The sequence below is a fragment of the Vibrio algicola genome (assembly GCF_009601765.2).
GTDB lineage: Bacteria > Pseudomonadota > Gammaproteobacteria > Enterobacterales > Vibrionaceae > Vibrio > Vibrio algicola.
In genome coordinates this window covers 452,512-467,647 of the sequence record NZ_CP045699.1, presented here as the reverse complement: position 1 = coordinate 467,647, position 15,136 = coordinate 452,512, and the positions used below count along the sequence as shown (strand labels likewise).

Below are 15,136 nucleotides of genomic sequence, written 5' to 3'. Positions count from 1 at the left end.
CGCCAACGTTTTATTCACCCGCGACTTTCATTGATTCAATCAAAATTGACCCCGTTTGAATTTGTGAGCGCGTTTCAATATCACTGCCAACCGCAACCATATTGGTAAACATATTCTGTAAGTTACCGGCAATGGTAATTTCAGACACTGGGAATTGGATTTCGCCATTTTCAACCCAGAAACCCGCCGCGCCGCGAGAATAATCACCAGTCACCATATTGACGCCTTGGCCCATCAACTCTGTCACCACAAGGCCAGTACCTAGCATTTTAAGCATACCAGCAAAGTCTGGGCCGTTAGTTTGCACAAACCAGTTGTGAATGCCACCGGCGTGCCCTGTTGGAGTCATATTCATCTTACGCGCTGCATAACTAGTAAGTAGGTAAGTCGATAACACGCCATCAGTAATGATTTGTTTATCTTGGGTAAAGACCCCTTCACTATCAAATGCACTCGAGGCTAAACCACGCAGTACATGCGGTTTTTCAGCCACATTAAACCACTCAGGTAAAATAGTCTCACCCAGTTTATCAAGCAAAAATGATGATTTACGGTATAAATTGCCGCCGCTGATCGCCATCACTAAATGGCCAAGCAAACCGGTGGCGACATCGGCTTGAAATAACACCGGATATTGACCCGTTTTTACTCGCTGCGCATCCAAACGACTAACGGTTTTTTCTGCCGCCTCCAAACCAACTTGTTCTGGAGTCCACAGGGCACCTTTATGACGCGCCATGGTGTAACTGTAATCGCGTTCCATCTCGCCATTTTTGCCTGCGCCAATCACGCTACAGCTTAAACTGTGACGACTAGAAGCATTGCTGGCAATCAAACCGTGGCTGTTACCATAAACACGAATACCGTAATGGCTGTCATAACTTGCGCCATCACTTTGTTTGATCTTATCGCTATAAGCTAGTGCCGCTTGTTCCGCACGAATAGCCAACTCTGCCGCATGATCAGGGTTGGGCTCATCAGGGTGAAATAAATCCAAGTCTAGAATTTCTTTTACCATCAATTCTTTTGGCGCCGGTCCCGCACACGGATCTTTTGAAGTATAACGTGCAATATCTAACGCCGCTTCAACCGCTTTTTGAATCGCGGCATCACTTAAATCCGATGTCGATGCACTGCCTTTGCAATGATCGCGATACACCGTAATGCCTAATGCACCGTCACTATTAAATTCAACGTTCTCCACTTCGCAGTCGTGGCTAGAAACACTGATACCAGTCGTTTTTGTGATCGCCACTTCAACCGCATCGGCGCTGACTTTCGCCATTTCCAATGCTTTTGATACTGCGATTTCTAATTCAATTTTCTGTTGAGCGATCTGTTGTTTTGCGTCCATAACGAGTCTTATTCATCTTTTTTTGAATTAATTACGCTTAGAATAACAAGCTTTTCACTTTATCCCCATAATTCTTGCTAAAATACCCAGTAAGTTCACCAAATAAGTAGAAAATTATGGCTCGTAAGAATCAAAAAGCGCCTTGGGAAGAAGAAGAGGAAATCATCTGGGTCAGTAAAACCGAGATGAAAGAAGATATGAACGCCTTGCAAGCATTGGGCGAAGAGTTAGTTGGCTTAAAAGCATCATCGTTAGATAAGTTTCCGATCAGTGATGATTTACGCCATGCTATCGACAATGCACAACGCTTCAAAAACGAAGCGAAACGTCGTCAACTGCAATACATTGGCAAATTGATGCGTCAGATTGATCCTGCGCCAATTCAAGCTGAGCTGGATAAACTGCGTAACAAGCACTCACAAGCGACTGCAGAATTGCACAAGCTAGAGCAAACGCGTGATCGCATCGTGGTCGATGTTGATCCTGCGATTGAAGAAGTAATGGCAGAATATCCAAACGCTGATCGCCAACGCTTACGTCAATTGGCTCGCCAAGCGCAAAAAGAAAAAGGCAGCAATAAGCCGCCAAAAGCATCGCGTGAAATCTTCCAAATCCTAAAAGAATTGAAAGAAGAAGCGGCAGAGAAAAAGCTCGAACAAAACGATCTTTAGAAGGCTGGTTTTTACCGGTTTTCAGTTTTAATATTTTCGGGTTTTAAGATATCCGTAAATGCGAGCAACAAAAAAGCGATCCTACAAGGATCGCTTTTTTTATTTGATGATAGTATGTCTTTAGCTTTTACTGCGTACCACCCACGGTAATTGCATCTAGCTTCAACGTCGGTTGACCTACGCCCACTGGCACGCTTTGTCCAGCTTTACCACACACGCCAACGCCTTTATCAATCGCCAAGTCATTGCCGACCATAGATACTTGCTGCATCGCTTCAATACCCGAACCGACTAAGGTTGCGCCTTTCACTGGACGAGTGATTTTACCATCTTCAATTAAATACGCTTCTGAAGCTGAGAACACAAACTTACCAGAAGTAATATCCACTTGCCCACCGCCAAAGTTAGGCGCGTATAAGCCTTTCTTGATGGTTGAAATGATTTCTTCTGGGGTATGCTCACCTGGCAGCATGTAGGTATTGGTCATGCGCGGCATTGGTAAATGCGCATAAGATTCACGACGACCATTACCGGTTGGCGCCACTCCCATTAAACCGGCATTGTGCTTATCTTGCATATAACCTTTCAATACTCCATTTTCGATCAACGTATTGTATTGTCCAGCCACGCCTTCATCATCGATATTAATCGAGCCGCGTAGATCTTTTAAAGTACCATCATCCACAATGGTGCACAGATCTGATGTCACTTTCTGGCCAAGTTTACCCGAGAAAACCGATGACTCTTTACGGTTAAAATCCCCTTCCAAACCATGCCCTACTGCTTCATGCAATAACACCCCCGGCCAACCTGCGCCTAATACGATAGGCATGGTGCCAGCTGGCGCTTCATCAGCATCTAAATTAACCAATGCTTGGCGAATGGCTTCATCGGCAAAATGCAGCGCCACCGATTTATCACCCTCTTGTTGCAAAAACGCTTGATAACCATAACGACCACCGCCACCTGCGCTACCACGTTCACGTTTATCACCACGTTGCACTAACACGCTAATGGATAGACGTACTAAAGGACGCACATCACCAGCATAAGTCCCATCAGTAGCCGCGACTAACACTTGCTCATAAACGCCATTAATGCTGACAGAGACTTCTTGGATCAGAGGCTCTTTACTGCGAACGTACGCATCAATCTCTTTTAGTAATTCAATCTTCTGCTGCTTATCCAAGCTGTCTAATGGATTAACCGCTTGATATGTTTGCGGCGTCACCACTTTTGAAAACGCTTTCACACTGGCCGACTGACCTTGTTGAGCGATCCCGCGTGCCGCAATAGCACTTTGTTTTAAACCATTAAGATCGATTTGATCGGAATAAGCAAAACCGGTTTTTTCACCCGAGATAGCGCGAATACCCACTCCACGGTCAATATTAAATGAACCATCCTTAATGATGCTATCTTCTAGCACCAGAGACTCATGCCAGCTAGATTGAAAATAGACATCCGCATAATCAATTTGACGAGTGGCAATACTTTCTAGCGTATGTTGAATATCACTGTCGGTTAACCCTGTTGGGGCTAATAATGCTTGCTCTACTGTATTTAAAGTCATAGGTGCTCTGTTAGTTCTTTGGGTCTGTCGATGTGGCTTTTTCAGACCGAGTAATTAGCTGACAGTCGAATCGTTGATGCTGAATAACCGGCATACGGGTTCGAATATCTTCATTTAATTTGGTATCAATGTTAACGATTAAGTGTCCGGCTGTCTCGGATAAACTGGCAACAATATTGCCCCACGGATCAACCACCATTGAATGACCCCATGTTTCTCGTCCGCAAGGATGAATTCCGGTTTGCCCGACCGCCACAATCCAGCATTGGGTTTCAATCGCTCGCGCGCGTAATAATACTTGCCAGTGTGCTTGTCCGGTCGGTTTGGTAAAGGCGGCTGGCACCACAATCACTTGCGCACCTTGTTGCCTTAATGCATTAAATAATGATGGGAAACGCACGTCATAACAAATAGATAAACCGATATTGGCAAAAGGAGTTTGCGCTACCACGACTCTATTACCCGCCAAGAAAGTATCGGACTCTCGATAATTGTGATGCGCATCCGCTACATCAACATCGAACAAATGCAATTTATCATAATTAGCGTATAGACTTCCGCAAGCAGAGAATAGCAAACAAGTGGTTTTGATTTCATCTCCCTCTTGGATAGGAAACGAACCCACCACTAACCACATTTGATATTGCTTGGCCAATTGGGCTAATTGGGCTTGGATAGGGCCATTATTTAAGCGCTCTGCAAACTTGCGGTAATCAGACTTACAACCAAATACCAAGGCATTTTCAGGCACGATAGCCCAAGCCACTTGCTGTTGTTGTAATATGTTGAGTTCAGCTTCAATGCTGTTCAAATTCACCTGAGGATCGGGTCCTGAGGTCATTTGAATTAATCCTACCTTTGCCATGGTCCGCTCCTTTCCTTAGAACTCGATCGCCGTATTGCTTCTTAGATGATAATAGCAATCCCAATTCTATTTATTATTTGAACGCTCATTAAATCTATGCAATTGGGGTAACCTATGCCCAAAGTAATTGAAACTGTAACCTAGACAACAAAGCTGCGGCTTCAAGAACCAAAGGGCTTATTTCTTTTCTTCGTTTAGCTTGTACTCACCCTTACTACGCGAGATTTCTTTTACATCTGGCGCATCGAGTGGACCTTTGATTGAGTATTGCACCTTGGTAAATACATCCACCACGGGCGATAAAACTTTGGTTAAGGCAAAGACGGCTAAGGCGGTTTGTGGGGTAACCGCAAACGCTGCCACAATGGGAATACTGGAGGTTAAATCTGGATAAAAAGTGACTTCAGCATCGACTAAGCGAGTGTTTAAATCCGCTGAACCACGTAATTTTAGATCCCCTGCCGAACCATCCATCCCTAAGTCATTAGTGACGAATACCCCTTTCTTCATTTTTCCGGTGCCTTTAATCGAATCAAAGGTCATACCATCATCAAATACGCCGGTGAAATCGAGCTTCATTTTGCGAATAATAGAATCTAAGCTAAATAAGCCGAGTAGACGCGCCGCGCCATTGACATCGGTGATCACACCATCTTTAAACTCACTGGATAAATGTCCCTGTAAAGTATCAGTCTTCATTGACCAAGGCGCACCATCCCAATCGGCGGAAGTATCAATAACAAACGAGGCTTTTTGCACACCTGAGCTGATCCCAAAACGCGCCATCACCTCGGAGTTATTATCTCCGGTTAAGTTGACCTTAAAGTTAGAATGGCTTTTATCGCCGGCCAATTGCCACCAGCCGCTGGACTTCAAGTGGTTAGAGCCTGTTTTTAAATCCAACGTTTTCCACACTAACTTGTCTTTATCGTGCTGTATTTGCATATCGAGTGTGCCGACTTTGTAGCCTTGCAACCACAGATCGGAAACTTTTAAATCAAGGTTGGGCATCGACTTATGGAACTGACGGTCAAAATCACTGATCAACGGATCATCCTTACCAAGATCACTGATTAAGGTTTTCTTTTCCGATTGTTCCCATTGCGGCACAAAAATATGCGCGCTACTTAAATTGACTCGTAAATCTTTTTTATTCACAAACTGGCCGGAACCAACCGCTTCGCTACTGTTGAGGTTCATTTGCCATTGCTTGGTTTGATGTACCGCTAAAAATTTGAGGTTATGCCAATCTAAATCCGCCAACTTTAAGGTCTTAGTCGTAATGTGTACATTTTCTGGCATTGGTAGTACTGGGAAATTGATTTCAGCTTTTTCTGTTTTCTTTTCAACTTCCGTATTTACTGGCGTTTTAGCTGCTTGAGTTTTACTTAGCGACGTCTTGGCGGGTATGGTTGGTTTGGCATCGGGTACGACCGGTTTTAACGCCACGTTATGCTCACCATCCATCAAGAAATCAATCCATTTGTCAGCATCAAATTTAGGGGTATTTATTGCGAAATAATTGCCGCCAATTGGGCTAACCTTAAAGTCCCCTTTACCGACAATAAAGTTACTCGCTTTGATCACTGGCGTAGATGGACGAATATCAATATCGGCTTGATACTTAGCCGTTGGCAAGGTAATACGCGCCGAAACATGTTCTTGATCACCCGCAGCTTGCATTCTAGCCTTGCCTTTCAAACCTAAGCCTTTTCCTAATGGCGCAGGGTAGCTGCTAGTGACATATTCAAGATCCGCTTGGCTGTCTATTTGGTAAGTAAAGCCAACATCGTTAAGATTCAGATCGAGATTTAGGTTCCATGGTGCGCTACCATTAAGCGGTTTTAACCAAGGCGATGGGATAGCTTTTTGCAGCTTAGTTAAGCTGGTTTCGCCCAACACATCAACATCGACCCCATAACCACCCGCTTGATTTTGCCCAGTAAAATCGAGCGAAATTGGCTGATCCAGCAAGTTCGCTTTAATACCTTTTGCTTTAACTACATCATTATCAAAAGTAATTCGACCAGATGCTTTGGTTAAATCAATCGGTGGGCTTTGTACTGAGATCGGGCTATCCTTCAAATCTGCATAACCCCAAGCTCGAGCATTACCACCATCAAATGGAATGTTAAGTTTAAATGTTGATGTCACCGGACCACTAACTTGTACCGCCGAAAGCGCAGCGCCAACAGAATCCACTAGCGGGGTTGCCAGCATGTAATCACGCACATCCTTACCGTCAGCTTTGGCTTTAGCGGTAATTTCAATGTGGCCATCAGGTGCAAGGCTTGGGATCTTACCGGTAATGCGTTCGGCGTCCACTCCCATTAATTTAGCGGAATGAGAATCCAAATACATAGCGTCATTTTCAAATAATAAATTCAACTGTAAATTAGTGATCGCAGGCCATGCGGTATCGAAACTAAATTTGGCATTTTTAAGTCCAACCCCGATTTGAAATATTCCATCATGATTATGATAAGGGAAGGTACTTAATGGGCCATACCAAATCAGTTTTGCTGTTTTCGCGGTGCCGCCTTGGATCGCTGCGGATAAATAATCGGTCAGATCGCGCCCTAATGCTAATGTCGGCAAATAACGCCAAGTTTCACCCGCATTAAGTACATCAGCTTCAGCATAAAAAGAGAGGAATGGGGATTTTTCTTTGGGGAAGTCCAACCTAAATGCCCCGACTGCTTTTAGATCTGGCGTACTGACTTCCACTTTATCAGCCCATAACTTCCAACCACTATTATCGCTTTGCCACACTAAATTAACGGCGCTATCTTTGATACGTAACGGGGCTTGGAATACCTCACCATAAGGCAGTTCATCATCTTTGATACTGGCTTTAATTGAGGCGGTATTTTTATTACCACTAATCTTGGCACTCAGCTTATGAAAACCAGGCAGCAAATCGTGTTGCTTGATGCTGCCATCGGTCAAGGTGGCAGAATAGGTCAATTTTTTTTGATCGCGCGGAATATCAACCCGAATATCGGTTAATAATCCCGTAGGTTGAAGTTGCTTAATAAAGTCATCGTTTGATTTTTGATCGGCAAGCAAGGTAACAAAAGGCGTGAGTTTATCCACTTCTATTTGAGACACATTAATCGCAAAGGTTTTAGGTTGCCAATCAAGGGCAAACTTCGGCGCTAACCATTTTTTACTATCGGTTTGAATATCAAATTGCTGACCTTGAACCGCCCAGCCTTTATTCACTGGTTTAAGTTTTAGCACGCCATGATTAATCACTAATTGGTGAGCCGTTTTATCCTCGCCCCAGCGTAAATTAGAGGATTGCAACTCTACCAATGCATCGGTTGGCTTGCCTTGTTTTAAGGTTAGCCAGCCATTGACACTGACTCTACCTGAATGAATAGTAGTTCTCTCTTTCAAGAATTTCGTCATCCATGGGGTAATACGGATATTTTGTGCCGAGACAAAAAAATCCCCATCGAGATAGCGAAGGTCACCATGTTCGGTAAAATTGGCAATCACTGAAACTTTATTTAAATTGACCCCAGCAATACTTAACACTCCTTCAGCCTTGTGATGGTTGTTATTATTTTGGAAGCGTAAACGGTCAATATCTAACTGACGAACATCCCCACTCGGGGCTAAATAGATCACCGACGAGTCGAGCACCGAAAATGAACCTAATTGCTTTAAAAAAACATCTTTAATTTGTTTTAATAACTTAGGATTACTTGATTCAGTTTCTACCGCCTTTGATGGTTCGTCTTTATTTGGAATGATCGACCAGCGGCTAACATCGGCTTGCAGACTTTGAATGGTAACGTTATCTAATTTTGGCTGCCAATGAATCAATGAAGAATAGAGATCCAATTTAAGATCGCTTCGACCAACGGTAACAATCGGGACTTGCTCACCAGGTAAAACAACCTTTACATTTTTTAACGCTAAAGAAGGGGTCAGGTTTTCCCAATAACCTTTAATGCTTCCAACTTGTACCTGAACACCCGTAGATTGAAAGATTTTAGATTCAATTTCTCCACGGTATTGATTGAGGTTAGGCAGAAAAACACGCAAAGCTATGACGATGACCGCCAATAAAACCGCGCCAGTTAATACTATCCATAATAAAGAACGCCAAAGGCGGGTGGCAAAGGTCACAGCTTACTCCATTACATCATGACAACGTCAAATTGCTCTTGTACATACAAAGGCTCAATTTGAATTTTCACTTGTTTTCCAATAAAGACTTCTAGTTCAGCCAAGGCGTGTGATTCATCACCTTGCAATGTTTCTGCTACCGCTGGCGCTGCATACACCACAAAGTTATCTGCATCATAAGCACGGTTAACTCGAGTAATTTCACGTAATACTTCAAAACAAACCGTCTCAACCGTTTTGACTGTGCCGCGACCTTTGCAGGTTGGGCAACCACCACATAGAACATGTTCAATACTCTCGCGTGTTCTTTTACGAGTCATCTCCACTAAGCCTAATTGAGTAAAACCATTAATATTGGTCTTCACTCGATCTGTCGCTAACGCTTGCTCTAATGATAGAATAACACGTTGGCGGTGCTCATTTTCCATCATATCAATAAAATCGATAATGATGATACCGCCCAAATTGCGTAAACGAAGCTGACGAGCAATAGCCTGAGTGGCTTCAACATTGGTATTAAAAATCGTGTCTTCTAAATTACGACGCCCAACAAATGCGCCGGTATTTATATCAACCGTGGTCATGGCTTCGGTTTGATCGATGATCAAATAGCCGCCAGATTTTAGTTCGACTTTACGATCGAGCGAACGTTGAATTTCATTTTCCGCATCGTACAAGTCAAAAATCGGTTTATCACCACCGTACAACTCTAAACGCTCGGTTAACTCTGGCACATATTCAGTGGTAAACTCTTGCAGGCTTTCAAACGCTAAACGCGAATCGACCTGAATCTTAGTAATTTCAGTGCCAACGAAGTCGCGTAAAATTCGCTGAGCCAGACCAAGCTCACCATACAGCATGGTTTTACTTTTATATTTACTGCGACGCTCAATGATTTTCTGCCATAACCGTTTTAGAAATGCAGCATCTTGGGCTAATTCATCGCTGTCGGCGGCATCTGCTGCGGTACGAATAATAAAACCACCATTATCATCACAATAAGGTAAAACAATTTTCTTTAAGCGATTACGTTCAGCTTCATCATCAATACGTTGAGACACCCCAACATGTGCAGCCCCTGGCATAAATACTAGATAACGAGAAGGGAGTGTAATATCGGTGGTTAAACGTGCTCCTTTGGTACCAAGCGGATCTTTCACCACTTGCACCACAATATCTTGCCCTTGGCGTACCAGTTGCGAAATATCTAATACTTGAAATTGTTTCTTTTCGTTTTCCGCCACACATTCCGTATGCGGTACGATATCTGAGGCATGTAAGAACGCCGCTTTATCTAAACCAATATCGACAAATGCCGCTTGCATACCAGGTAATACTCGACTGACCTTGCCTTTATAAATATTGCCAACAATGCCTCGGCGAGCTTCACGCTCAATGTGTACTTCTTGCAATTGCCCAAACTCAATCATCGCAACTCGGGTTTCACTTGGGGTGACATTTATTAATAACTCTGCACTTACACTCATGTGCGCCTCATAATCTTATAGGAAATCGCTTAACAACAAATCGGTTTCCATTAAAGGTAACCCCATCACGGCGTGATAGCTACCTTCGATTCGAGAAACGAAACGTCCTCCAATACCTTGAATACCATAACTGCCCGCTTTATCACACGGCTCACCACTGTGCCAATAGGCTTGTATTTCTGCTTCTGTTAGTGGTTTGAAACACACGTCTGTGATTACGGTTGTTGTTTTAAATTTTTGCTCGGTTGCTACCGTGACCGCAGTCATAACTTGATGTTTGCGGTTGGAAAGCTGTTGCAACATACGTTTGCTATCATTGTAATCGACTGGCTTTTCTAATACTTGTTGATCTATCACAACGATAGTATCTGCCCCGAGTACAGGCAACGATAATTGAGGGTTTTGCACTTGAGATAACACTAATCCGGCTTGAGCTTTTTCACGCGACAAACGCGCCACATAATCTTGTGGACGTTCTTCTGGTTGCTGCTGCTCTTCTATATTGGGGATGATAATATCAAATTGATAACCCAGCAAAGTGAGCAGCTCTTTACGGCGTGGTGAACCTGAAGCGAGAAGAAATGAAGAAGACATACGGAGCCTCGGTGAGGTGGATTATATTTAGCTTAAAATGTGTCATTCGATACGCGAGTGGAACAATAAAAACGTCATTCCATACGCGAGTCGAACGAGCAGATAGGGAATCTGCTTTTAACGCATATGCCAATGGCGGCGGAAGCGTCTTAATAACAAGAACATCCACGGCCATAGAATTGCATTCACTAAGCCTGCCCATAAGTAGTGGGCATCAAAATGAACATCGGTTATCAAAAACTCACCAAAAAACTCAATAAATTCAGCTAATACTGTAATTAAACCAATCACGACCGCTTGTTGCCATAGCGCCATATTACGAAGAACTTGGAAGTTCAACGCCACAATATACGCCACAATTGACATCACTAAGCCATGAATACCGAGCGTAGAACCAATCACCAAATCCCACAGTAGGCCAACAATTAATGCCGATCCTACATTCACTCGATGTGGCAGGGCTAAAATCCAATAACTGATAATTAAAATAATCCAACTTGGGCGCAGCATCTCTAATGGACCAGGCCAAGGAATGGCTTGAAAAATTAAGGCTATCAGCAATGAACACCAAATAATGACTTTGGTACGGAGAATATTATTGCTCATTATTCACCGCCTGATCGGATTTCAATATGGTTTGAGCTTGCTGTTGACGGGCTTGATCGGGCCACACTAAAAGTAAATAGCGCAAACGATCAAATTCTACTACCGGTTTGGCCTTGATCTCAGCAAAGGGACGACGATTATCATTCTTAACGCTAGTGACATACCCAACAGGATAACCTTCAGGGTAACGACCACCAAGGCCAGAAGTGACTAACAAATCGCCAGTTTGAATATCAGTACTTGTAGGAACATCTTCCAATTGAATTGAATCAATATCGCCACTGCCCGATGCAATCACCCGAATATCATTTCTTAAAACTTGTACCGGGATAGAGCTATTACTGTCGGTAAGTAACAATACGCGACTGTTATGTGCTGAAACATTAATTATTTGGCCGACGATACCTTTTTCATTAATCACCGGTTGGCCTTCATAGACACCATCAGTGCGACCTTTATTGATCACTACTTGATGACTGTAAGGTGAAGAATCGACCGCCATCACTTCGGTGACGATTTTCTTTTCATCACGTACGTAAGGCGAACCTAATAACTCACGTAAACGCGTATTTTCTTCCTTATATTGCTTTAATAATAAGGCATCACTTTTTAAGATTAGTACCTCATTTTTTAACGCATTATTGTTATCTACCAACGTTTTGAGGCTATTAAAACGCTCATACATACCGTCAAACATACTGCGAGGTAAGTTAGCCGTATATTGCAGAGGCGAGACCGTACTATTGAGTAAATAACGGACGTTAGAAAAGGTATCTAAACGACTATCTGCCAGCATTAAGCTAGCAGATACAACCAATGCGAAGAATAATCGCAACTGTAAGGATGGGCCGCGGCCAAAAATCAATTTCATGCAAACAAGCCAGTCTCTTTATCAATCAGAAGATTATTCTTCACTGAAAAGATCACCACCGTGCATATCAATCATTTCTAACGCTTTACCACCACCCAATGCAACACAGGTAAGGGGTTCGTCAGCAACAACAACAGGAATACCGGTTTCTTCCATCAATAAACGATCAATATCTTTTAGTAGCGCGCCGCCACCGGTTAATACCATACCGTTTTCAGAGATATCAGAAGCAAGTTCTGGCGGACATTGCTCAAGAGCAACCATGACCGCAGAAACAATACCCGAAAGTGGCTCTTGCAATGCTTCTAGTATTTCATTTGAATTCAAGGTAAAGCTACGTGGAACACCTTCCGCTAGGTTACGACCGCGCACTTCCATTTCAAGCACTTCATCGCCAGGGTAGCCTGAACCAATTTCGTGTTTGATTTTTTCTGCTGTGGCTTCACCAATTAAGCTGCCGTAGTTACGACGAACGTAGTTAATGATCGCTTCATCAAAACGATCACCACCGATACGAACAGAAGAGGAATACACCACACCATTTAGTGAAATAACCGCAACTTCGGTCGTACCACCACCAATATCGACCACCATAGAACCGGTTGGCTCTGACACGCGCAGACCAGCGCCAATTGCCGCAGCCATTGGTTCATCGATAAGATAAACCTCTCGCGCGCCTGCACCTAATGCTGACTCACGAATAGCACGGCGTTCAACTTGGGTAGAACCACAAGGAACACATACTAATACACGTGGGCTAGGTTTTAATACACTGTTATCGTGCACTTGTTTGATGAAGTGCTGTAGCATTTTTTCAGTCACGTAGAAGTCAGCAATTACGCCATCTTTCATTGGACGAATAGCTGAGATATTGCCAGGAGTACGACCTAACATTAACTTGGCTTCATGACCGACTGCAGCAACCGTTTTAGTGGTACCGTTACGATCTTGACGGATCGCAACAACAGAAGGTTCATCAAGAACGATGCCTTGACCTTTTACATAAATGAGGGTGTTAGCAGTACCAAGATCGATAGAAAGATCATTCGAAAACATACCACGAAGTTTCTTAAACATATTCTTCGTTATCCTAAGAGCAATAGAAGGAAATAAAATTGTGCTAAATGTACCAATGCCTCGCACTGTCGGCAAGTAATAACCACCAACCACCTAACAATAGTGCGTATTCTTACAAAAAGTTAACTCAATGAGGTTAATTTTTATAATTATTAGTAAATAAAAGACCATTAATAGGCAATTAAGTTCGGCTCACCACGGTAAATTATTCGGTCGTTACCTCGGTAAGCACCAAAGTTCACCACCGTCGATGGGTCTTCATCCCCCAAGTTACGCCAGTTAAATTGTAGCCAAGGTTGAGCTTGTTCATCATCGTCTCTTTTGGCACTCCAGTCACCACACTGGGTTTGATTTAATGTAGCGTCGGGTAAAGGCAAAGCGCTGTTCATCCCTATCGAGTCATCGCCTTGACGTAAAAATATTCGCGCCATTTCACGCTGACTATTGGCTTGTTCAGCATTAACAATATCACTGCTACCAGTCACAACGCTTTCCACTCCTTCTGGATCACTGCTTAACGCTGCGCTGCTATTCTCTACATTGCTCATCACACAATAAATACTGGCATCAAAATCACTGCCGCTATCGTCTTCATTGCGAACAAAAGACTTACCATTCCAGTACTCAGCGCGCAACGGAACTTGGACCGAACCACCTTGCGGGCCACTGACATTATCCAATGTCATGCGGCCATAACGGAAATCAGGAGCAGTATCAAATGGCATAGCGCGATCATCATCTGCATCGTCTGCATCGTCTGCATCGTCTGGAACTATAAAGCTTTCATTACCATTTGTATTAGCATCAAAATCAAAATTAACATTATCCTCCGTTGGATCGGTAACTGGCTTTGTTGCGTAATTCGATGGAACTAAATGTGAAACTGACGATCAGATCGTTTACTCCCCACTAAACCATCGATATTCATGCCAAAACCTCGTTATAAGACCAAAAACTGGAAGTTATATAATCAATCACTGATTAAACGTGGTTCACTGACTTTCTGGATTGATGAAGAAGCTATCCAAGAATGGAAAGTCAGGAAACATGGAACTGATGGGAAGCGCCGGATCTGGCGTAAGTTACATATAGGTGTTGATGTCGTTACTCATGAAATTATTGCGGCAGAACTCACTTTCTCGAATGTCAGTGACGGAGACATTCTACCTAATTTACTAAAGCAAACACGTCGAAAGATCTTAAAAGTATCAGGCGATGGTGCTTACGATACTCGACAATGCTATGAAGCCATTCGTATCAAAAAAGCCACCCCACTTGTGCCTCCAAGACTTGGTGCAGTCTTTTGAGAAAAGGGACATCCACGAAATTTATCCGTCGGGTTTCAACAGTTTTATGGTTCTAATAAGCAGTGGAAAACACGGTTTGGGTATCATAAAAGGTCAATTTCAGAAACGGCAATGCATCGAGTGAAAAAGCTATTGGGCGGAACACTCAGCTTAAGAAATTATAATGCCCAAGTTGGGGAAGCTTACGCAATGATCAAAGCTTTAAATAAACTAACAGGGCTAGGTATGCCTAAAACTTACCGAATTGATTGAAATAATACCATTCTAGTGTTGTCACCTCTAAATTTGAATTACGCAACAAAGCCTTCTTTTGGTACTACAGGTTTGTCCAATTGGTAGCTTTGATAAAACTGAGAGCCCAGCGTGACGGTTGCTTTTAGGTTACTGATGTCTTCGCTATCGAGCGCTGCACCTAATTGGAATTGCCAATTATTATTTTCTAATTCAAAGAAAACGGCAGGTTCAATACCGAATTCTTCGCTCACTTTAGATACATAAATACCATCACTGAGTATTACAATACTCAGCGTCGGTTTTTCTTTCTTCTTTGCGGTCAATCTTTGTATTAATGAGTTCATACTCATAGAGTTG

The 15,136-nt window shown here is 43.1% G+C and carries 11 protein-coding genes and 2 pseudogenes; 2 read left to right on the top strand and 11 right to left on the bottom strand.

Features of this window, described 5'->3' with window-relative positions:
* Positions 1 to 10: 10 nt before the first annotated feature.
* A complete protein-coding gene (pmbA, locus tag GFB47_RS02015) occupies positions 11 to 1,354 on the bottom strand; it encodes a metalloprotease PmbA (RefSeq protein WP_153446165.1) in 1,344 nt (447 codons plus the stop codon).
* 116 nt (positions 1,355 to 1,470) lie between these two features.
* On the opposite strand from pmbA, the gene yjgA reads away from it, so the two are divergent.
* Entirely contained in the window at positions 1,471 to 2,025 is a 555-nt protein-coding gene (gene yjgA / locus GFB47_RS02010; RefSeq protein WP_153446164.1) for a ribosome biogenesis factor YjgA, read from the top strand.
* Between the two features lie 127 nt (positions 2,026 to 2,152).
* On the opposite strand, the gene tldD is transcribed toward yjgA, so the two are convergent.
* From tldD to GFB47_RS01965, 9 genes and pseudogenes are all read right to left on the bottom strand, one after another.
* Positions 2,153 to 3,598 (bottom strand): metalloprotease TldD, encoded by a 1,446-nt coding sequence (gene tldD / locus GFB47_RS02005; RefSeq protein WP_153446162.1) that lies wholly within the window; start codon positions 3,596 to 3,598, stop codon positions 2,153 to 2,155.
* Between the two features lie 10 nt (positions 3,599 to 3,608).
* Positions 3,609 to 4,463: a carbon-nitrogen hydrolase family protein gene (locus tag GFB47_RS02000; RefSeq protein WP_153446161.1), complete on the bottom strand. Its 855-nt coding sequence runs from the start codon at positions 4,461 to 4,463 to the stop codon at positions 3,609 to 3,611.
* Between the two features lie 177 nt (positions 4,464 to 4,640).
* Positions 4,641 to 8,603, bottom strand: coding sequence for a YhdP family protein (locus GFB47_RS01995; RefSeq protein WP_153446159.1), 3,963 nt, complete (start codon positions 8,601 to 8,603; stop codon positions 4,641 to 4,643).
* An 11-nt stretch (positions 8,604 to 8,614) separates the two neighbouring features.
* On the bottom strand, positions 8,615 to 10,090 hold the full coding sequence (gene rng, locus GFB47_RS01990; protein WP_153446157.1) for a ribonuclease G: 1,476 nt from the start codon (positions 10,088 to 10,090) through the stop codon (positions 8,615 to 8,617).
* Between the two features lie 15 nt (positions 10,091 to 10,105).
* Complete coding sequence (locus GFB47_RS01985) at positions 10,106 to 10,684, bottom strand: Maf family protein (RefSeq protein ID WP_153446155.1); 579 nt, start codon at positions 10,682 to 10,684, stop codon at positions 10,106 to 10,108.
* Positions 10,685 to 10,801: 117 nt separating this feature from the next.
* The gene (gene mreD, locus GFB47_RS01980; protein WP_153446154.1) at positions 10,802 to 11,290 is read right to left on the bottom strand and encodes a rod shape-determining protein MreD; all 489 of its coding nucleotides are present in this window, start codon (positions 11,288 to 11,290) and stop codon (positions 10,802 to 10,804) included.
* The gene (gene mreC / locus GFB47_RS01975; RefSeq protein WP_153446152.1) at positions 11,280 to 12,161 is read right to left on the bottom strand and encodes a rod shape-determining protein MreC; all 882 of its coding nucleotides are present in this window, start codon (positions 12,159 to 12,161) and stop codon (positions 11,280 to 11,282) included. Before mreC ends, mreD begins: the two co-directional genes overlap by 11 nt.
* A gap of 33 nt (positions 12,162 to 12,194) precedes the next feature.
* The gene (locus GFB47_RS01970) at positions 12,195 to 13,238 is read right to left on the bottom strand and encodes a rod shape-determining protein (protein ID WP_153446150.1); all 1,044 of its coding nucleotides are present in this window, start codon (positions 13,236 to 13,238) and stop codon (positions 12,195 to 12,197) included.
* A 170-nt stretch (positions 13,239 to 13,408) separates the two neighbouring features.
* A pseudogene (locus GFB47_RS01965) lies at positions 13,409 to 14,068 on the bottom strand (DUF6701 domain-containing protein); the annotation flags it as partial.
* Between the two features lie 96 nt (positions 14,069 to 14,164).
* Between GFB47_RS01965 and GFB47_RS01960 the strand changes: the two are divergent.
* Positions 14,165 to 14,797 (top strand): annotated as a pseudogene (locus GFB47_RS01960) (IS5 family transposase).
* 38 nt (positions 14,798 to 14,835) lie between these two features.
* On the opposite strand, the gene GFB47_RS01955 reads toward GFB47_RS01960, so the two are convergent.
* A complete protein-coding gene (locus GFB47_RS01955) occupies positions 14,836 to 15,129 on the bottom strand; it encodes a hypothetical protein (RefSeq protein ID WP_153446147.1) in 294 nt (97 codons plus the stop codon).
* Positions 15,130 to 15,136 lie beyond the last annotated feature (7 nt).

What these genes read in the sequence shown, in the direction of transcription:
- GFB47_RS01970 (WP_153446150.1), bottom strand. Translation starts at nt 13,238, where the DNA reads ATGTTTAAGAAACTTCGTGGTATGTTTTCGAATGATCTTTCTATCGAT.
- tldD (WP_153446162.1), bottom strand. Translation starts at nt 3,598, where the DNA reads ATGACTTTAAATACAGTAGAGCAAGCATTATTAGCCCCAACAGGGTTA.
- yjgA (WP_153446164.1), top strand. Translation starts at nt 1,471, where the DNA reads ATGGCTCGTAAGAATCAAAAAGCGCCTTGGGAAGAAGAAGAGGAAATC.
- pmbA (WP_153446165.1), bottom strand. Translation starts at nt 1,354, where the DNA reads ATGGACGCAAAACAACAGATCGCTCAACAGAAAATTGAATTAGAAATC.
- mreD (WP_153446154.1), bottom strand. Translation starts at nt 11,290, where the DNA reads ATGAGCAATAATATTCTCCGTACCAAAGTCATTATTTGGTGTTCATTG.
- mreC (WP_153446152.1), bottom strand. Translation starts at nt 12,161, where the DNA reads ATGAAATTGATTTTTGGCCGCGGCCCATCCTTACAGTTGCGATTATTC.
- rng (WP_153446157.1), bottom strand. Translation starts at nt 10,090, where the DNA reads ATGAGTGTAAGTGCAGAGTTATTAATAAATGTCACCCCAAGTGAAACC.
- GFB47_RS02000 (WP_153446161.1), bottom strand. Translation starts at nt 4,463, where the DNA reads ATGGCAAAGGTAGGATTAATTCAAATGACCTCAGGACCCGATCCTCAG.
- GFB47_RS01985 (WP_153446155.1), bottom strand. Translation starts at nt 10,684, where the DNA reads ATGTCTTCTTCATTTCTTCTCGCTTCAGGTTCACCACGCCGTAAAGAG.
- GFB47_RS01955 (WP_153446147.1), bottom strand. Translation starts at nt 15,129, where the DNA reads ATGAGTATGAACTCATTAATACAAAGATTGACCGCAAAGAAGAAAGAA.